Here is an 18,962-nt window from a genome sequence, read left to right on the forward strand (position 1 = left end):
GCGCCCTCTTGCCCTGCAGCGTCAGGGTTACTGTCCAGCCGCCTCCGCCCCACGCGTTCGCGGATCGGGCGCTCCGAGGGGGCCGTTCGGCGTCACGGCAATCGAATTGGCCGACGTCTGTCCCATCGGCTCGACGATCAGATGGTCCATTGCCTTCAGCTCGAACAGCACGTCGTCGGGAAAGCCGCGCTCGACGCGCACTTCATCCGGGAGCCATTGATGATGCAGTCGCGGCGCAGCCACGGCGGCCGCGACATCCATCTTGTAGTCGAGCACATCAACGATCACCTGGAGCACGGTCGAGATGATGCGGCTGCCGCCGGGCGAGCCCGTCACCAACACCGGCTTGCCGTCCTTCAGGACGATGGTCGGCGACATCGAGGACAGCGGCCGCTTGCCGGGCCCGGGTAGATTGGCCTCATAGCCGACGAGACCGTAGGCATTGGAGGCGCCGACGGCAGCCGTGAAATCGTCGAGCTCGTTGTTGAGCAGCACGCCGGTGCCGTCGGCAACGAGGCCGACGCCGTAGCTGAAGTTCAGCGTGTAGGTGTTGCTGACGGCGTTGCCGCGGCTGTCGACGACAGAGTAGTGAGTGGTGTTGCTGCCTTCGCGCGGCGCGGGCAGAGCGGAAACGATCTGCTTCGACGGCGTGGCGCGATCAGCGGATATGCTTGCGCGCAGCTTGGCGGCGTAGTCTTTCGCAATGAGCGTATCGATCGGTGCGTTGACAAAGGCCGGATCGCCGAGATAGCGCGCACGGTCCGCGTAGGCGCGCTTCATGGCCTCGATCAGGAGATGCAGCGATGCCGGCGAACCCTGCTTCAGATCAGCCAGCTGGAAGCCTTCGAGAATGTTGAGCGTCTCGACCAGTACCACTCCGCCGGAGGACGGCAGTGGCATCGAAACGATGTCGTAGCCTCGGTAAGTGCCGTGCACCGGAGTGCGGATCACCGGTTGATAGGCCTTCAAATCGGCCGGCGTCATGATGCCGCCGGCATCGGAGACGGCCTTGGCGATCTTCTCCGCCACCGGGCCTTCATAGAATCCGCGTGGGCCTTGCGCCGCGACACTCGCCAGCGTGTCGGCGAGGTCGCGCTGCACCAGCCTGTCGCCTTCGCCAAGCGGCGTGCCATCAGCCTTTGCGAAAATCCTGGCTGAAGATGGAAAGCGTGCCAATCGCGGATACCAACCCGGCAGCGTATCGGCGATGTCGTCGGTGACGATGAATCCATCGCGGGCGAGTGCGATCGCGGGTTCGAGCAATTGTGCGAGCGTGAATTGTCCGGAGCCGTATTTTTCGAGTGCAAGCGCCAGGCCTGCGACGGTGCCTGGCACGCCGGTGCCGAGTCCGGAATCGCGCGACTTGGCGGCATCGGGCTTGCCGTCGGGGCCGAGGAAAACTTGCGCCGTCGTCGCCGCAGGTGCGGTCTCGCGATAGTCGATTGCGACGTCCTCATTGCGTTCGGCGGAATGGATCACCATGAAGCCGCCACCGCCGATATTGCCGGCGCGCGGATAGGTTACCGCCATCGCAAAGCCGGTTGCGACGGCTGCGTCGACGGCATTGCCGCCGCGCCGCAAGATGTCGGCGCCGACTTGCGCCGATATCTTCTCTTGCGCCACCACCATGCCATGCTCGGCGGGGACGGCGTGAACGGTGTCGAGCGCGGGCGGCACATAAGCCCGCCGCGCATCCTGAGCGGTTGCCGACGCGAGGCCAAACGCCAGAGTGGCGATCAGTGCGAAAAAAGCACGCCGTGTCGAAAATGACGCCATCATCAAATTTCCGCCAAGCCTTCAGGCCAATTCAAACGCGTCGCAACAATGCTATAGGGTTTGCGCCAAGACAGGCAAAACTGTTTGTGATGAGGATTGCGTGATGACGACGATCGCCCCGGCTGCGCGCTTGGCCGGCGCCCCGCGGACTTATCCGCCGCGCGCCGCCGTCATCAGCTGGATCTTCTTCGATTGGGCCGCGCAGCCCTATTTCACGCTGATCACGACCTTCGTGTTCGCGCCCTATTTTGCCACCAGCATCGCACCGGATCCCGCCACAGGGCAGTCGTTGTGGGGGTTTGCGATGGCAGCAGCTGGCATGGCGATTGCGCTGTTGTCCCCGGTACTTGGCGCCATCGCCGATGCTTCGGGCCGCCGCAAGCCGTGGATCGCTGCGTTCGGCGCAGTGCTGGTGGTGGCTTCGTGTACGCTGTGGATCGGCAAGCCCGGCGATCATGCCATCATTCCGCCGTTGCTGATTGCGGTTGCGCTCGCCAGCGTCGGTGCCGAGTTCGCGACCGTCTTCAACAATGCGATGATGCCGACGCTGGTGCCGCCCGAGCGCATCGGCCGGCTCTCTGGCACCGGTTGGGCCACGGGTTACATCGGCGGCATCGTCAGCCTGATCATCGTGCTCGGCTTCTTCGCCGCCAATCCCGAGACCGGTCGCACGCTGCTTGGCTTCACGCCGCTGTTCGGGCTCGATCCCGTCACCCACGAAGGCGATCGCGCTGCGGGACCATTGACCGGACTTTGGTTCATCGTCTTCGTGACGCCGATGTTCCTGTTCACGCCGGATTATCCGGCAAAGCGTCCGGTCCGCGAGGCGCTGCACGAAGGACTGGCTGATCTGAAGCAATCGCTGAAGGATCTGCCGCAGCAGAAATCGCTTGCCGCGTTTCTGCTGGCCAACATGATCTACACGGATGGGCTTGTTTCGCTGTTCGCCTTCGGCGGCATCTATGCGGCCGGCACCTTCGGCTGGCACACAATCCAGATCGGCACGTTCGGCATCATCCTCGCCATCGCCGGCACCTTTGGCGCCTGGCTTGGCGGCAAGCTCGATGATTACCTCGGTCCGAAGCGCGTTATCGCGGGGAGCATGCTGATCCTGCTGCTATCGGTGGCGGCGATCCTGCTGGTCGACAAGGACAGCGTGTTGTTCGTCAAGGTCGCGCCGCCGGTGCCGGGCGGGCCACTGTTCGGCGCTGCCGCGGAGCGTGCCTATATCGTGCTCGGCTGCCTGATTGGCGCCGCCGGCGGTCCGCTTCAGGCGGCGTCACGCACGCTGCTCATCCGCCTCGCGCCAAAGGATTGCATCGCGCAGTATTTTGGCCTGTTCGCGCTGACCGGGAAGGTGACGTCCTTCATCGGCCCGCTGCTGATCGGCGTGATCACCGCGGTCACCGCGAGCCAGAAGGCCGGCATGGCCGTGCTCGTCGTGTTTTTCGTGACGGGGTTTGCGCTGTTGATGCGGGTGCGGGAATAGCATCTCCACCGTCATTCCGGGACATCGCGGAGCGATGAACCCGGAATCTAGAGGTTGTCGAGCGAGATTCCGGGTTCGCGCTGTGCGCGCCCCGGAATGACGGCAAACTCAGTGCCTGAAGTGCCTTGTCCCCGTGAACACCATGGCGATGCCGTGCTCGTCGGCAGCCCTGATCACCTCGTCGTCGCGCATCGAGCCGCCGGGCTGCACCACGGCGGTGGCGCCGGCTTCGATGCAGGCGAGCATGCCGTCCGCGAACGGGAAGAACGCATCCGACGCCACGACAGAACCCTTGGTCAGCGGCTCCGCGAGCCTCAGCTCGTTTGCCGCGTCCTGTGCCTTGCGCGCCGCGATCCGCGCTGAATCCACGCGGCTCATCTGGCCCGCGCCGATGCCGACGGTGGCGAGATCCTTGGCGTAGATGATGGTGTTGGACTTGACGTGCTTTGCCACGCGGAACGCGAATTTCAGGTCGCGCATTTCAGCATCATCAGGCGCGCGCTTGGTGACGACCTTGAATGTCATGTCGTCGACCACGGCATTGTCGCGGCTCTGCACCAGAAGGCCGCCCGCCACCGTCTTTGCGGTCAGGCCCGGCGCACGCGGATCGGGCAGGCTGCCGGCGAGCAGCAGGCGGAGATTCTTGCGGGCGCCGATGATGGAGATCGCTTCCTCGCTCGCGTCGGGTGCGATGATCACCTCGGTGAAGATCTTCGTGATCTCACGTGCGGTATCGGCATCGAGCGGCCGGTTCATCGCGATGATACCGCCGAAGGCGGAGGTGGAATCGCAGGCCAGCGCCTTGCGATAGGCCTCGACCAGATTCGTGCCTTCGGCGACGCCGCAAGGGTTCGCGTGCTTGACGATCACACAGGCGGCGGTGCGCCTCGCATCGAACTCGCCGATGCATTCGTAGGCCGCATCGGTGTCGTTGATGTTGTTATAGGAGAGCTCCTTGCCCTGGAGCTGCCGTGCGGTCGAAACGCCCGGACGCTTGTCGGGCGTGGCGTAGAACGCCGCGGTCTGGTGCGGGTTCTCGCCATAGCGCAGCGACTGGATCAGTCTGCCGCCGAAGGCGCGGAAGTCGGGTGCGTCGATCTCGAGCTGCCGGTTGAACCAGTTCGAGATCGCGGCGTCATAGGCTGCGGTGCGTGCATAGGCCTTGGCGGCAAGCCGCCGGCGCAGCTTCAGCGTGGTCGCGCCGTTGTTGGCGGCGAGCTCGTCGAGCACGGCCTTGTAGTCGTCGGCCTCAACCACGACAGCAACGTCGTCATGGTTCTTCGCCGCGGCGCGGATCATCGCGGGGCCGCCGATGTCGATATTCTCGATGCAGTCCTCAAAGCCCGCGCCTTTGTCGACGGTCGCTTCGAACGGATAAAGATTGACGACGAGGAGGTCGATCGGCGCGATGCCGTGCGCCCTCATCGCCTCCGTGTGCTCCTTGTTATCGCGGATCGCGAGCAGGCCGCCATGCACCTTCGGGTGCAGCGTCTTGACGCGGCCGTCCATCATCTCAGGGAAGCCGGTCAGCTCCGAAACGTCCTTCACCTTGAGGCCGGCCGCGGCGATCGCCTTCGCGGTGCCGCCGGTGGAGACCAGCTCGACATCATGCGCGGCAAGCGCCTTGGCGAACTCGATCAGGCCTGATTTGTCGGAGACGGAGAGAAGCGCGCGGGTAACGCGGCGGGGATGGTCAGTCATGAGCAAGATCCTCTGTTCAGGGAGTGTCTATGCCCAGGCGCGCGGCGGATATGTGTCGCGCTTCCCGATGGTGCTCCATCCAAGGTCGCCAGTCGCGCGAACGAGCGCTCGATAGCAGCTTTCAGCCGATTTCACAACGACGAGATAGGGCCGGATCACGCCTGTTTACAGCGGAAGTTCCGGCTCGCGCCGCGCATTGCGGCGGGCGTTGGTGACCGCCGGCGAGGCGGTGGAACGCACAAAGCTCCAGCGGATCGAGGGTGCCTGGCGCGCATCCTGGCGGATCACGATCTGGGCGGTGCGGCGGGGGCCGTCATTGCCGGCCAGGAACACGCTGTCCTCGAGGTCGACCTTGTCATCGAGGGCCTCGAAGGTCCAGACGTCGCGGTTCGGCAGCACCAGCATCACGCCGCGCGCATCCGACAGCCGGCTCGCCTTCACTGCCGGATGCAGATGGAAGCGCAGCGCGAAATCGGCATCGGTGCCCTTGAGCCGCGCCCCTTGCGGCGGCGACAGCGAGTCCTCGCCGTCGATCCGTGCGCCGTCATTGGCGACCATCAGCACGCGGCGATGGATCACGCCGAACTTGGCGAGATAGCCGTCATGTGAGGTCGTCAGCAGCGTGCCGCCCTCGACCACCTCGCGATAGCTCTCGACCTCATGAGGACCGCTGATGATCGGTGCACCGTGCAGCAGCCGCTTCATCGCCGACATCTCGACGAACTGGCAGGACGAGGTGTCGTCATAGGTCAGCGTCGAATGCGCCGCGGTGCTGCGCGCGAACGGCCGCCAATTGTCGCGGCCCGTGGTCGGCATGCCGCAATTGGTGACGATACGGCTGATCCCGGAGGACAGCTCGAACGACAGGCAGCCGGCATGCGCGTCATGGCTGACGCCGGGCGGCGGCGGCGGGCCGGTGTCGATGATCACGGTGGTCGGCCCGGCGTCGAGGCGCTGGAAGCCGGTATGCGGCATGTTCGCCATCGGCGCGCCATGTGCATCGTCATAGGCAAGCAGCGTCGCGAGCAGGTCCGATGACGTCGCGCTCATGCCGTTGAACAAAGCGAAATTGCCGTCGCCGTGGCGGAAGAAGCGCAGCATCGGCATCATGCGGTCGATCGCATTGAGCAGCGCGGGCGGCGGCGCGATGTTGCGCGCGGCAAAGGTCTGCCGCAGCGGCAACAGGTCGATCAAGAGCTCGATCAGCGCACCGGGATTGCGCGAGATGTGGCCGCCGTCGGGGAGAATCTGCCGCTGCAATTCCTCGGAGAGCTTTTTCGAGGCGCTGCGGATATGGCGCGCCTGGTTGGCGAGGCAGAGCGTGGTGTAGCACAGCGCGATCTGCACCTGGAGCTTCGGCACCCCGTCGGGGATGTTGACCATGGTGAAGCGCAGGAAGCGGATTTCGCGCGCGAGTGCGCGCAGGTAACGGCGGTAGAATTTGTTGTCGGTGTCGTTGAGCACCAGCGGTGCTTGCGACAGCAGCGAGATCACGCGTCGCGCCAGCACGTCGGCGCGGCGCGCCAAGGGGCGGCGCTTGTTGGCGGGGTTGCTGATCCAGTCCTCGACCAGCGCGCGCGCATTCGCCCGGGTCAGCGCGGTGTCGGCGGCGCGCAGGTGCCGCAGCCAGCCGAAGCCGAGCAGCGCGACCTCCCAATCCTCCGACGGCGGATCGAGATCGAAGATCGAGCGGCCATGGCAGTTGACGATCTTGCCGGCGAAGACGAAGCGGCCGGCATAGATCTCGGCGGCGCGCGTCGCATCCGCGGTGCGCAAATCATGCGGCGCGATGATCAACCGATCGGTCCGGCCCGGCCAGACCCTCGACAGCGCAACGGAACCGCCGCTCGCGCGCGCGAGCATGTTCCGCGCGAAGCGGTTCATGACCAGCGTCGAGATACGTCTGCGTTGAGCGACCGACACGCCTTGCCTTGAAGGGGGAGAGGATTCCGACGAATCCTTATTAATCCCAAAATCGGACGACCGACACCACCTTGAAAGGCCTCGAATCAGGGTGGCGGTAGCAAAATCCGGTGCAAAATCAGGATTTAACGAGCCGAGCCGCAAAAAATCCGTCGAGCCCGCCGAGCTTCGGGTCGGCATGCGGCAAGTGGCTCGGCAGGGTCCGGAGATCGCCGTCGGCCGTGATGATCTCGCTGAGCCCGGAGACCTCGCTGGCGTCGATCGGAACACGGCGCAATGCAGGCTCCGCGGCCAGCAACGTGGCCACGGCTTGCTCGCCTTCTTCGGGTTCCAGCGAACAGGTGCAATAGACCAGCGTTCCGCCCGGCTTGAGCAGCGAGACGGATTTCTGCAGCAGCCGCTGCTGGAGAATGGTCATCGCGGCGACGTCGGACTCCTGCCGCAGCCAGGCGACGTCAGGATGCCGGCGGATCGTCCCTGTCGAGGTGCAGGGCGCATCGACCAGGATTCCGTCGAAGCCGTCCGCCGGCCCCGTCCATTCCACGGCGTCAGCAACGACAGTCTCGGCCTGAAGCGACAGGCGGTTCAGATTTTCGCGCAGGCGCGCCACCCGGGCGGGCGAGCGGTCGAGCGCGGTGACGCGAGCGCCCGATAGCGCCAGCTGTGCGGTCTTGCCGCCGGGCGCCGCACAGAGGTCGGCGACGGATTTGCCCTTGATATCGCCGAACAGCCGGACCGGCAGCGCGGCGGCTGCGTCCTGTACCCACCATTGTCCTTCGGCGAAACCCGGCAGCATGGTCACCGAGCCGTGCAGCAACGTGCGCACTGAGCCGGTCGGCAGCACTTCACCATGCAGACGGCTCGCCCATTGCGCGGCGTCGGACTTCACCGTCAGGTCGAGCGACGGTTCGTGGCCGAGCGCGAGCGCCATGTCCCGCGCGGTCGCCTCGCCGTAATGTGCACTCCAGCGCGCCAGCAACCAGGGCGGCAGGTCGAGCGATTGCGATGCGACCTCCTCGACCAGCGCCTGGCCCTCGCGCGCGCAGCGGCGCAGCACCGCGTTGACGAGGCCGGCATAACGCGCGGCGCGCCGGTCGGATTGCACCAGGCGAACCGAGAGATCGACCGCGGCGTGATCGGGCACGTCCATCCAGAGAATCTGGGCGGCGCCAATCAGCAGAGCGCTTTGCGCGCGCGGTGCGTCGGAGGGAATGCCCTTGTCGAGCAGGCGCGAGAGCACGTGGCCGAGCGTGCCGAGACGGCGCAAAATGGTTGCGACCAGACGCCGCATCAGTGCGCGGTCGCGGTCAGCGAGCGTCTTCAGTCCGGGATGGGCACCAGAGCCGTCGAGCTGGTCATCGAGCGTGCGGTGCTTGTGCAGGACGCCGTCGACGATATCGGCAGCGATCCGCCGCGCCGCAAGACCGGGCACTTCGGACGGAGGGGCAAAACGTTGAGATGGCATGCGGACGTAAGGTTCTGAGCGAGGCGGCAGTTCCGCCGTTATGGGCGCATGCCTTGAGAACACATTCTTTGGCATGCGAATATGCCAAATGTAAGAATGCCTCTGGCGATTTCAGCCCTTAGCTGCCATTTCAGCAATGCGCTATTGGACGTCGCGCGCGTGACGATCCTGCGCTAGGACCCCGAACGATGAACGACCAACCTCCCGCCCCCGATCGCAAGCCGTTGCCACCGGCGGCCCAGCGCGCGCTGGCCGAAGCCGAGGCACGCCGGCGGGCCGCGGCCGCGCATGCTGAAGCGGCGCCGAAGGAGTTACAGGGACCGAAAGGACCTGAGCCCACGCGCTTTGGTGATTGGGAGCGCAAAGGTATCGCCTCGGACTTTTGACGCTCTCTTGCGGGCTCCGCCGACTCAGCCCTAGCCTGCGCGGATGTCGCGCTTCGACCCCGGTCATCCATATCGTCCATCCTACAGTGGCTCGCCATTTGGCCGCCGCTTCGCCGGCGTCTTGCCGTGGATGTTCGTGATCGGCGTCGCCGTCGTTGTCGTGCTCACCTTCCGGCACGGGAAGAACTGGCCGGTTCCGCATCCGGCCGATGAGCGCGCGCAGGACGCCGAGATCATCCTGCAGCACTCAGGCAATCCCGATGATCGCCTGCAAGTCGATGTCGTCCGCACCATCGATGGCGACACTTTCCTGGCGCGTGTGCGTCAGCGCGACGGACGCGATCTCGTCGCGCGGATTCGCCTGCGCGGCATCGAAGCACCCGAGATGAAGGCATCCTGCCAGGACGAGCTGAACAAGGCCGAAGCGGCCACCGATGCACTGCGCAACTTGCTCGGCCAGGGCGGTGTCACGATCTACAATCTCGGCTCGGAAAAATACGGGCGCGTCCTCGCCGATGTCGGGACCAGGCGCACAGCCAATGTGTCAGCCGCGATGCTCGCGGGTGGCTATGCGCGCAGCTACAATGGCGGCCATCGCGATGGCTGGTGCACGCGCGGCTGGCGCTTCTGGTAACAAAAAAGCCGCGTCTGACGGCGCGGCTTTTTCAATCTCTGTTTTGATCTGTTCGATCAGCGCGTCACGACCACCGTCGTGCCGACCGAGACGCGGCTATAGAGATCGGTGATGTCGTCGTTGAGCATGCGGATGCAGCCATAGGAAACGAAGCCGCCGACCGAGCCCGGCACATTGGTGCCGTGGATGGCATATTCGCCACCGGCCAGCGTCATCGCCGCCACGCCCATCGGGTTGCGCGGCGAGCCGCCCGGGATCACGTCGGGAAGCTGCGGCTTGTCGCGCTTCACTTCGGCGGGCGGCGACCAGGCCGGGTTGCGATACTTGCCATCGATGCGGGTGGTGCCGGCCCACTGCTTGCCTGATTTGCCGACCCCGACGGGGTACCGCACGGCGTGGCCGTCATCGAGGATCAGATAGAGCCGACGCTCGTTGGTTTTGACCACGATGGTGCCGGGCGAATAATTGGCGACGTGCGTTCCAACCATCTCCGGCCGCGCCTCGGCCGCCGTCGACATCAGGGCCCCTGCCCCGACGGTGGCGGCCAGCGCCAGTGCAATCTTCATCGACATCGATTTTCCCCTCAGCCCAAAACGGATCGTCCAAATTCACGCAAAACCGGCAATCGCTGCCTGCCCAGACATTCTTAACCGCGCTTGTTAACCGGACAGTTTCCACGCGCGACCGCAAAAGGCGAGCCAGCAGGGGGAAGAAAGGAAATGTTCGAAATAAAGTAAATGACCTGAAAACAACACTTGGCGGGAAAGATGCGGGCACGGCCGCTCGCCCGCTGACAAGCGCGTGAGGGTGTGAACAGGGGTTGTTTTAGGCAACGTTGGCGCAGAAGCCGGTCTTGTGTCCCCGACGCGCTGCAGCGTGCAACGCTGCTGCGCAGAGCCGGGACCCAGAAAGCCGGAGGGTGCGTTGCGGATGGGTAGGCCCCGGCTCTGCAGCGCACCGCCAACAGAGGCGCTGCGCTGCGTCCGGGGCACGAGAGCTCAGGCCGACTTCTTGTTCTGCCGGTTCTTGACGAGATCGTCGACGACGGCGGGATCGGCCAAGGTCGAGGTGTCGCCGAGACTACCCGGCTCGTCCTCGGCGATCTTGCGCAGGATGCGGCGCATGATCTTGCCGGAGCGGGTCTTGGGCAGGCCGGGTGCGAACTGGATCTGGTCGGGCGATGCGATCGGTCCGATCTCCTTGCGCACCCAGGTGACGAGTTCCTTGCGCAGATCCTCGGTCGGCTCGATGCCGGCCATCAGGGTCACATAGGCATAGATGCCCTGGCCCTTGATGTCGTGCGGGAAGCCGACGACGGCGGCTTCCGACACCTTCTCATGTGCGACCAGCGCGCTCTCGACTTCGGCGGTGCCCATGCGGTGGCCGGAGACGTTGATGACGTCGTCGACGCGCCCGGTGATCCAGTAATAGCCGTCGGCGTCGCGGCGGCAGCCGTCGCCGGTGAAGTACTTGCCCTTGTAGGTCGAGAAGTAGGTCTGCTCGAAGCGGGCGTGATCGCCATAGACGGTACGCATCTGACCGGGCCAGGAGCGCGTCAGACAGAGATTGCCAGATGTCTCACCCTCCAACACCTTGCCGTCGGCATCGACGATCTCGGGCGCCACGCCGAAGAACGGCTGTGTCGCCGAGCCCGGCTTGAGCTTGGTCGCGCCCGGCAGCGGCGTGATCAAAATGCCGCCGGTCTCGGTCTGCCACCAGGTGTCGACGATCGGGCAGCGGTCGTCGCCGACGACGCGGTGATACCATTCCCAGGCTTCCGGATTGATGGGCTCGCCGACCGAGCCGAGCAGACGAAGCGAGGCCCGCGAGGTCTTCTTCACCGGCTCGTCGCCGCCCTGCATCAGCGCGCGGATTGCGGTCGGCGCGGTGTAGAAGATGTTGACCTTGTGCTTGTCGATGACGCTCCAGAAGCGCGAATTGTCAGGGTAGTTCGGCACGCCTTCGAACATCAGCGTGGTCGCGCCATTGGCGAGCGGTCCGTAGAGAATGTAGCTGTGGCCGGTCACCCAGCCGACGTCGGCGGTGCACCAGTAGATGTCGCCGTCGTGATAGTCGAACACGAGTTGATGCGTCATCGACGCGAACACGAGATAGCCCCCCGAGGTGTGCAGCACGCCCTTGGGCTGGCCGGTCGAGCCCGACGTATAGAGGATGAACAGCGGATCCTCGGCATGCATGTGCTCGACCGGGCATTCCGTCGTCACCATCGCCGCGGCCTCGTGGTACCAGAGGTCGCGCGTCGGGTTCATGTCGATCTTGCCGCCGGTGCGCTTGACCACGACGACCCAGTCGACGCCGTCGGCCTTGGCGAGGGCCGCGTCGACATTGGCCTTCAGCGGCACCTTCTTGCCGCCGCGCAGGCCTTCATCCGCGGTGATGATGACCTTGGACTGGCAGTCGTTGATACGTTGCGCAAGTGAATCCGGCGAGAAGCCCGCGAACACCACGGAATGGATCGCGCCGATCCGCGCGCAGGCCAGCATCGCATAGGCCGCTTCCGGAATCATCGGCAGATAGATGGTGACGCGATCGCCCTTCTTGACGTTGCGGGTGCGCAGGATGTTGGCCATCCGGCAGACCTCGTCGTGCAACTCCTTGTAGGTGATGTGCTTGGACTGCGAGGGATCGTCGCCTTCCCAGATGATCGCGGTCTGGTTGCCGCGCTTGGCGAGATGGCGGTCGATGCAGTTATGGGCGACGTTGAGGATTCCATCCTCGAACCATTTGATCGAGATATTGCCGGGCGCGAAGGAGACGTTCTCGATCTTGGTCGGCGCGTGCATCCAGTCGATGCGCTTGGCCTGCTCGGCCCAGAAGGCGTTCGGGTCCGCGATCGAGCGGGCGTACATGTCCTTGTACTTGGCCTGGTCGACCCAGGCGCGCTTGGCCCATTCCGCGGGGACGTCGTAGATCTTCTCGGACATGCTTCCCTTCCCTCCACATCCGGCAAGCCGAGCACAGCTGACTGGCGAGCCGACTTCATCATTGAACGATTATGCGTCGGGCTAACCGCCCGCGACAAGGATCACAAGCTGGACCTTCGGTGAGCGGCCGGCCATGCGGAAGATCAAGCTGCAAAGGCCTGATGTCGCAAATCTGAAACAGGCCGGGGCAGCGGTGTTTGGCTCTTTACCCAAATCCCGGGAAGAGGCTCGTGCAGGGCGCCCATGCGCCGCAGGAGGTATTTAGCAACCTCTTGTCACTGATTCGGGACTCGCAATGCTGTTCGGAACACCCTAAGTGGCTAACCCGGGTCCCAAGAGACCCTCCAGGCGACGCTTGGAACAAAAATCAGAACAGCGGCATTGAACGGTAACAGACAGGGCCAAGGCATAAGACTATGATGGATCAGCAGAATCTCGGGACGATGCGGCCTGCCGCGGCGGATCCTGCTGCCATTGCGCTGGCCAAAGCCCTCGGACAATGGCCGAAACCGGCAGGTTCCACCCGTCCCAGCCCCAAGAAAGTGTTCGATCAGGCGTCCCTGGCGACGGTCGAGGCCCTTGCGAAGGAGCTGGGCCTGCGGCTCGGCGATCAGAACGAGCTGACCATCCGCCGTATCCGCCGCGGCAAGGGCTATTCATTCGTCCGCCCCAACGGCGCCCATATCCGCGACGCCCGCACCATCCGCCGGCTGCACGCCATGGCGGTGCCGCCCGCCTATCGTGAGGTGCGCTACTCGGCCGATCCGAGCTCGCATCTTCAGGCCGTGGGCCGCGATGCCGCCGGCCGGCTGCAATATCGCTATCACGCCGATTGGGAGAAGGTCCGCGAGCACCGCAAGGCGCATCGCCTGGAAAAGCTCGTCGGTGCGCTGCCAAAGATCCGGCGGAAGGTCTCGGCGTTCCTGTCGGGCGAGGAGCCGACGCGCGAATTCGCGCTCTCGGCCGTGATCGAGTTGATCGCGCGCACGGCGATCCGTCCCGGCAATGAATCCTATGCACGTCTCAACGGCACGCGCGGTGCCACCACGCTGCTGAAGTCCAATGTCACGCTGGAAGACGACTGCTTCGTGCTGACCTTCAAGGCGAAGGGCGGCAAGGCCGTGCGCAAGGAGTGCGATGCGGCCAAGCTGGTGCGCGCTATCGGCATTTTGCAGGGTGTTCCCGGCAAGCGCATGTTCCAGTATCGCGACGCCTACGGCATCGTGCGCGCCGTCAGCACGACCCAGGTGAACGCGTTCCTCCGCGAGATTGCCGGCATCAAGATCTCGCTGAAGGATTTCCGCACGCTGATGGCGTCCGCCGTCGTGGTGGAATCGCTGTCGCGGATCACGCCGGCGACCAGCCAGCGCGGCCGCAAGAAGCAGGTGCTGGACGCGATCCGCGCCGCGGCCGACAAGCTCTCCAACACGCCGGCGATCTGCCGTAAGAGCTACGTCCACGATACCATCGTCACTGCGTTCGAGGACGGCATTTTGGAGCGCTTCGCGGCGACCATGAAGGGCCAGCGCTCGCAGGCAAGGCGCGAGCAGCTGCTGGCGCAGGTGGTGGCGACCGCGGCGGTGTAACCCGCCGCATCGCTACATATTGTCTGAAAGACCCCTGTCCGGACCAGGATCGCGGCCTGCGGCGGCGCTCGTGAGCCGGCTCAGATAATGCGCCCAGCCTTTGGCGTGCGCGGCCATCTGTTCCTCCGTCGGCAGTCCGCTATGCGTCATGCGCATCAACGTGCCTCCGTCGCGTTCGATCAGGTCGATCTCGATCAGGCTCGAGCCGGGCGGCACTTCCTGACCGCCCTCCCAGCCGAACGTATAAGCCAGGCGATGCACCGGCACGACCTCACGGAAAGCGCCGCGGGCGACACTGCCGCGTGGACCGATACCCTTGAGCAAATAGAGCCCGCCGGGATGCGGCTCGGTGGTCGCATCCGATCCCATCCAGCTCAGGATTTTCTCAGGGTCGGTCAAATAGGCGAACACGGTGGCGCGCGGGGCGGCGATCTGGGTCTCGCGACGCAATACGAATGGCTCGGTCATCGGCGATCATCCCTGGGGTTCATGGGCAGATGGCGGCACCAAAGCGGCTCGTCAAGGATTGCCCGTGACAAAGGCGGCTCTCCTTCGCCATCATCGGATCATGCAACTCTCCCCGACCCTCGCCTGGCTTGTCGATGCCGCCTCAGACAGTGCCGGCGCCGATCGCCTGCTTGCGGAACTCGGTGCGCATCTGCTCGCCGATGGCGTGCCGCTTGCGGCAGGCGCGCTAACCCTGGAGGTGCCCCACCCGCTGATCGCAAAGCGGACATGGCTGTGGCGTGCGGACAATGGCCGGGTGATCGAGGCGCTCGGCTTTGCGCCAGGCGGGCTGGCGCCCGATTTGCCTGACGATAGCGGTCGCCGCTGGTTGCGCGGCTTCGCTGATGGCAACGTGCACGAGGATGTAGTCGGGCGCGATGGGCCGCTGCTCGGCTGGATCGGGCCGCGTCCGTTCACACCAGACGACATCGAGCAACTGCGCCAGGCCGCACGCTTTGCAGCGACACCGCTCGCCGCGCTCGCGGCGCGCGCCACGTTGCGGGCGACACTGGAGGCCTATCTCGGCAAGCGCAGCGCCGAGCGAGTGCTGGCGGCACCCCTGCGGCGCGACCTCGGTGAGACCATTCAGGCAGCGCTGCTCTATGCCGACCTGCGCGGCTTCACCACCTTGTCGGAAACCAGTCCGCCGGCTGACATCATCGCAGCACTCGACGCCTGGTTCGATCGCATCGCCGGTGCTGTTCATGCCTTCGGCGGTGAGGTGCTGAAATTCATCGGCGACGGCGTGCTGGCGATCTTTCCGGTGGTCGAGGGGTCGCCGCGTCGTGCTTGCGAGGCAGCTCTCCGCGCCGCAGGCGCAGCTGAAGCCGGGATGGCGTATCTAAACGCCGAGCGCGCTGCACAAGGATTGCCGCCGCTGGCGTTCGGTGCCGCGCTCCATCTCGGCGAGATGCTCTGGGGCAATATCGGCGCCGCTAATCGGCTCGACTTCACCGCGATCGGCCCCGCCGTCAATCTCGCCAGCCGGCTCGAAGGCCTATGCAAGCCCCTCGGCAGGACCGTGCTGGTGTCCGGCGCGCTCGCGGCAGAGACAGACATGCCCCTGGTCGCACTCGGACTGCACAAGCTGCGCGGCATTGCCTCGCCCTGCGAGGTCCTCACGCTGCCGGAGGCGCCGGGACCAGCGTCTTAGCGCCTAGATCCCGCCCATCTTGCAGACGAGCTTCCACTCCTCCGCGGTCACCGGCTGAACCGACAGGCGTGAATATTTCACCAGTGCCATGTCGGCGAGCTTCTTCTCGGCCTTGATGGCCACCATCGTCACTGGCGTCTTCAAGGGCTTATCGGCCTTGATGTCGACGCAGACGAACTTTTCAGTCTTGTCGGTCGGATCCGGATAGGCCTCCTTGATAACCTCCGCGATGCCGACGATCTCCTTGCCTTCGTTGGAATGGTAGAAGAACGCCTTGTCTCCCTTCTTCATGGCGACGAGGTTTTGGCGCGCGGTGTAGTTACGCACGCCGGTCCAGGCTTCGCCCTTGGCGCCCTTTGCGACCTGCTGGTCCCAGGACCACACCGACGGTTCGGATTTCACCAGCCAGTACGCCATGTTCATTCCTCTGCCTTGAAGGGGCGGGTCAAGAGCCCGGAGATCGCTGCGTCGATCGTGCTTCGGCCGGCCAGGATCGAAGCGACCGCTTCTGATACCGGCATCTCGATGCCTTGCGAGGCTGCGAGTTCGATCAGCACCGGCGCGGTGAACTCGCCCTCGGCCAGCTTGCCGGCAGGTGGCTGCTCGCCACGGCCGAGCGCGAGCCCGAGCGCGAAATTGCGCGATTGCGGGCTCGAGCAGGTCAAGATCAGATCGCCGAGACCGGACAGGCCGGTGAGCGTCTCGCTGCGCGCGCCGAGCGCGCGGCCGAGGCGTGTCAGCTCGGCGAAGCCGCGGGTGGTGAGCGCAGCCTGCGCGGAAGCACCGAGCTTCCGCCCGACCGCAATTCCGACCGCAATCGCCAGCACGTTCTTGGCCGCGCCGCCGATCTCGACGCCGCGGATGTCGGTGGAGTGATAGGGACGGAATGTCGGGGAGCCCAGCGCCTGCACAAGTCCGCTCGCGAGCGCATCATCTCTGGCCGCGAGTGTCACGGCCGTCGGCAATCCGCGTGCGACGTCGTCGGCAAAGCTCGGACCCGACAGGATCGCAGGCTGCGCGCGGGGCGCGGCTTCTGCGATCACATCGGTCATGAATCTGTGAGTGCCGTGCTCGATGCCCTTGGCGCAGGCGATGATGGGCACGGGCGTCGTGAGGTGCGAGGCCAGCATGTTGACCACGCCGCGCAGATGCTGCGCCGGCGTCGCGATCAGCAGCATCTTCGCGCGCGACGCCGCCGCAAGATCGCTTGTCACCACGATGTCAGATGCCAGACGCACGCCCGGCAGCCGCGGATTGTCGCGGGTCGATTGGATGCGCGCGGCGTGCTCGGCGTTGCGCGCCCACAGCGTCACGTTCCGTCCGGCGCGCGCGGCCACCGTCGCCAGCGCCGTGCCCCAGGCCCCGGCACCGATCACCGCGACGGAGCGGAACGCAGTCATGGTCAGTACCCCGCCCGCGTCTTGCCGTAGCCATCAGGCGCCGTGGCGTTGGCATCGAGCAGCCATCGCGCGCGCGGCTGCGCCTCCAGCGTATCGGTGATACCGAGGGCGAGGCGTTCGGCGCCGGCCCATGCGATCATCGCGCCATTGTCGGTGCAGAGCGCGGGCGGCGGCATGATCAGCCGCGTTCCAGCTTGCCGCGCGACATCAAACAGCGCGCCGCGGATCGCCTGATTGGCGGCGACACCGCCGGCCGCGACCAGTGCGCGCGGCGCGCCGAACTGTTCGCGGAATAGTTTCAAGCCAACGTTCAAACGATCGGCCGTCGAGTCCAGCACCGCAGCCTGAAAGCTCGCGCAGAGATCGCTGATATCCTGCGGCGTGATCTCGGTGAGCCGGCTCGCCTCGGTGCGCACGGCCGTCTTCAATCCCGATAGCGAGAAATTGGCATCGGGACGATTCTGCATCGGTCGCGGGAAAGCGAAGCGCGTGGCATCGCCATTCGCGGCGGCGCGCTCGACCTCGGGGCCGCCGGGATAGGGCAGGCCCAGCATCTTCGCGACCTTGTCAAAGGCCTCGCCGATCGCGTCGTCGACCGTGGTGCCGAGCCGCACATATTGGCCGACGCCGGTGACCGCGACGATCTGGGTGTGGCCGCCGGAGGCGAGGAACAGGCAATAAGGAAATTCGACGCCGTCGGTCAGGCGCGGCGTCAGCGCGTGCGCCTCGAGATGATTGACCGCGATCAGCGGCGTGTCGTGCACCATCGCAATCGCCTTTGCGGTGGTGAGCCCGACGATGACGCCGCCGATCAGGCCCGGCCCTGCAGCGGCCGCGACACCGTCGAGCTGGGCGAAGCCGATGCCGGCATCGGTCATGGCGCGATCGATGATGCCGTCGAGCAGGTCGACATGGGCACGCGCCGCGATCTCCGGCACGACGCCGCCGAAGCGGGCATGTTCCTCGACTTGCGATCGCACGACATTGGACAGGATCCTGCCGCTGCCGTCAGGCGCGCGCTCGATCACGGCCGCCGCGGTCTCGTCGCAGGTGGTCTCGATACCCAGTACCAGCATTGGCGAATTGTTATCCAATTTGCGCCCTTGCGCTCATCCGCAAAGCAGAGTTCTGCTAACGCGGTAGCATTCCGGGGTTGGCTTATGCAATCGTCACGCGCTGCCATCCCGCGCGAATGCATCACCGCCAAATGGTTCGGGAACAGCAGCGATGTCCATTCTTGTCACACGGCCGCATCCCGACAATGTGGCGACGGCGGAGAATCTGCGCGCGCGGGGACATGTGGTGCTGCTCGCGCCGTCGCTCAAGTTCGAGCCGGTCGCTTTCCATGACGAGAGCGAGGCCGGCTACGGCGCCATCATCGTCACATCGGCCAATGCGATCCGTGCCGTCGCGCCGCAATTGCGCGACCTTGGACTCGTCGAGCTGCCGCTATTCGCGGTCGGCGAGCACACGGCTGCCGTGGCGAGCGAATTCGGCTTCACGGATGTGATCGTCGCCGGCGGCGATGCCGCATCCTTGCGCGACAAGGTGATGCAGGGTGTGCGTGACAAGGTGCTGAAGAAGAAGAGCACGCTGCTCTATCTTGCGGGAGCGGATCTGTCGCGAGATCTCGGCGGCGAGCTCGGCGCAGAAGGGTTTAACGTGGTCACGCTGACGACCTATCGCATGGCTCCGGTCAAGATTCTGCCGCGCGAGGTCTGCGAAGGTTTCGCCGCACATGGCATCGAGGCGGTGCTGCATTACTCCAGGCGCAGCGCACGGGCCTTCCTGGACGCGGCCCGGGACGAGGGTGTCGAAATTTCGGCGCTGGCGGTCCCGCAATGCTGCCTGTCCGAGACGGTCGCAAGCGTGCTGCGCGATGCCGGTGCGTCGCGGGTCCTGGTCGCCGCGACCCCGGACGAAAATGCCCTATTCGACGCCTTGGAGCGTGCTTTGCGGACCCGTTTGGCGTAAGAGGACGGGCCGAATCCGACGCA

16 protein-coding genes and 1 riboswitch are annotated in these 18,962 nt (G+C 65.3%); of the genes, 6 read left to right on the plus strand and 10 right to left on the minus strand.

Annotation, left to right across the window (positions count from 1 at the left end):
* Window positions 1-27: 27 nt before the first annotated feature.
* The gene (gene ggt / locus L6637_RS21175; protein WP_237861036.1) at window positions 28-1,779 is read right to left on the minus strand and encodes a gamma-glutamyltransferase; all 1,752 of its coding nucleotides are present in this window, start codon (window positions 1,777-1,779) and stop codon (window positions 28-30) included.
* A 100-nt stretch (window positions 1,780-1,879) separates the two neighbouring features.
* On the opposite strand from ggt, the gene L6637_RS21180 reads away from it, so the two are divergent.
* Window positions 1,880-3,265, plus strand: coding sequence for an MFS transporter (locus L6637_RS21180; protein ID WP_237861038.1), 1,386 nt, complete (start codon window positions 1,880-1,882; stop codon window positions 3,263-3,265).
* 108 nt (window positions 3,266-3,373) lie between these two features.
* On the opposite strand, the gene purH is transcribed toward L6637_RS21180, so the two are convergent.
* From purH to L6637_RS21195, 3 genes are all read right to left on the minus strand, one after another.
* On the minus strand, window positions 3,374-4,966 hold the full coding sequence (purH, locus tag L6637_RS21185; protein WP_237861040.1) for a bifunctional phosphoribosylaminoimidazolecarboxamide formyltransferase/IMP cyclohydrolase: 1,593 nt from the start codon (window positions 4,964-4,966) through the stop codon (window positions 3,374-3,376).
* 24 nt (window positions 4,967-4,990) lie between these two features.
* A riboswitch (ZMP/ZTP riboswitch) is annotated at window positions 4,991-5,072 on the minus strand.
* Window positions 5,073-5,131: 59 nt separating this feature from the next.
* Window positions 5,132-6,850 carry a heparinase II/III family protein gene (locus L6637_RS21190; protein WP_237861042.1) on the minus strand — a complete coding sequence of 573 codons (1,719 nt, stop codon included), beginning with the start codon at window positions 6,848-6,850 and terminating at the stop codon, window positions 5,132-5,134.
* A gap of 157 nt (window positions 6,851-7,007) precedes the next feature.
* A complete protein-coding gene (locus tag L6637_RS21195; protein WP_237861044.1) occupies window positions 7,008-8,354 on the minus strand; it encodes an RsmB/NOP family class I SAM-dependent RNA methyltransferase in 1,347 nt (448 codons plus the stop codon).
* Between the two features lie 188 nt (window positions 8,355-8,542).
* Here L6637_RS21195 and L6637_RS21200 point away from each other — a divergent pair, with 188 nt between their 5' ends.
* Both L6637_RS21200 and L6637_RS21205 read left to right on the plus strand, forming a co-directional pair.
* Entirely contained in the window at window positions 8,543-8,740 is a 198-nt protein-coding gene (locus L6637_RS21200; protein ID WP_237861046.1) for a DUF1674 domain-containing protein, read from the plus strand.
* A 43-nt stretch (window positions 8,741-8,783) separates the two neighbouring features.
* Window positions 8,784-9,374, plus strand: coding sequence for a thermonuclease family protein (locus tag L6637_RS21205; RefSeq protein ID WP_237871947.1), 591 nt, complete (start codon window positions 8,784-8,786; stop codon window positions 9,372-9,374).
* A gap of 56 nt (window positions 9,375-9,430) precedes the next feature.
* On the opposite strand, the gene L6637_RS21210 is transcribed toward L6637_RS21205, so the two are convergent.
* Both L6637_RS21210 and acs read right to left on the minus strand, forming a co-directional pair.
* Entirely contained in the window at window positions 9,431-9,946 is a 516-nt protein-coding gene (locus L6637_RS21210; protein ID WP_237861049.1) for a L,D-transpeptidase, read from the minus strand.
* A gap of 426 nt (window positions 9,947-10,372) precedes the next feature.
* Complete coding sequence (gene acs, locus L6637_RS21215; protein ID WP_237861051.1) at window positions 10,373-12,319, minus strand: acetate--CoA ligase; 1,947 nt, start codon at window positions 12,317-12,319, stop codon at window positions 10,373-10,375.
* Between the two features lie 416 nt (window positions 12,320-12,735).
* Here acs and L6637_RS21220 point away from each other — a divergent pair, with 416 nt between their 5' ends.
* Window positions 12,736-13,905, plus strand: a complete 1,170-nt coding sequence (locus L6637_RS21220; protein ID WP_237861052.1) for a DNA topoisomerase IB — start codon at window positions 12,736-12,738, stop codon at window positions 13,903-13,905.
* 12 nt (window positions 13,906-13,917) lie between these two features.
* Here L6637_RS21220 and L6637_RS21225 read toward each other — a convergent pair whose 3' ends face one another.
* Entirely contained in the window at window positions 13,918-14,373 is a 456-nt protein-coding gene (locus L6637_RS21225; RefSeq protein ID WP_237861054.1) for an SRPBCC family protein, read from the minus strand.
* 100 nt (window positions 14,374-14,473) lie between these two features.
* On the opposite strand from L6637_RS21225, the gene L6637_RS21230 reads away from it, so the two are divergent.
* Window positions 14,474-15,565: an adenylate/guanylate cyclase domain-containing protein gene (locus L6637_RS21230; protein WP_237861314.1), complete on the plus strand. Its 1,092-nt coding sequence runs from the start codon at window positions 14,474-14,476 to the stop codon at window positions 15,563-15,565.
* Window positions 15,566-15,568: 3 nt separating this feature from the next.
* Here the strand turns inward: L6637_RS21230 and L6637_RS21235 are convergent, their stop codons facing one another.
* From L6637_RS21235 to tsaD, 3 genes are read right to left on the minus strand one after another with little or no spacing between them, the layout of a single operon-like run.
* A complete protein-coding gene (locus tag L6637_RS21235) occupies window positions 15,569-15,982 on the minus strand; it encodes an EVE domain-containing protein (RefSeq protein ID WP_237861056.1) in 414 nt (137 codons plus the stop codon).
* Between the two features lie 2 nt (window positions 15,983-15,984).
* A complete protein-coding gene (locus L6637_RS21240; RefSeq protein ID WP_237861058.1) occupies window positions 15,985-16,965 on the minus strand; it encodes an NAD(P)H-dependent glycerol-3-phosphate dehydrogenase in 981 nt (326 codons plus the stop codon).
* A gap of 2 nt (window positions 16,966-16,967) precedes the next feature.
* Complete coding sequence (tsaD, locus tag L6637_RS21245; protein ID WP_237861060.1) at window positions 16,968-18,041, minus strand: tRNA (adenosine(37)-N6)-threonylcarbamoyltransferase complex transferase subunit TsaD; 1,074 nt, start codon at window positions 18,039-18,041, stop codon at window positions 16,968-16,970.
* 151 nt (window positions 18,042-18,192) lie between these two features.
* On the opposite strand from tsaD, the gene L6637_RS21250 reads away from it, so the two are divergent.
* Entirely contained in the window at window positions 18,193-18,939 is a 747-nt protein-coding gene (locus L6637_RS21250) for a uroporphyrinogen-III synthase (RefSeq protein ID WP_237861062.1), read from the plus strand.
* Window positions 18,940-18,962: the final 23 nt, after the last annotated feature.

Origin of the sequence: Bradyrhizobium zhengyangense, from assembly GCF_022012435.1 — a bacterium.
Taxonomy (GTDB): Bacteria; Pseudomonadota; Alphaproteobacteria; order Rhizobiales; family Xanthobacteraceae; genus Bradyrhizobium; species Bradyrhizobium zhengyangense.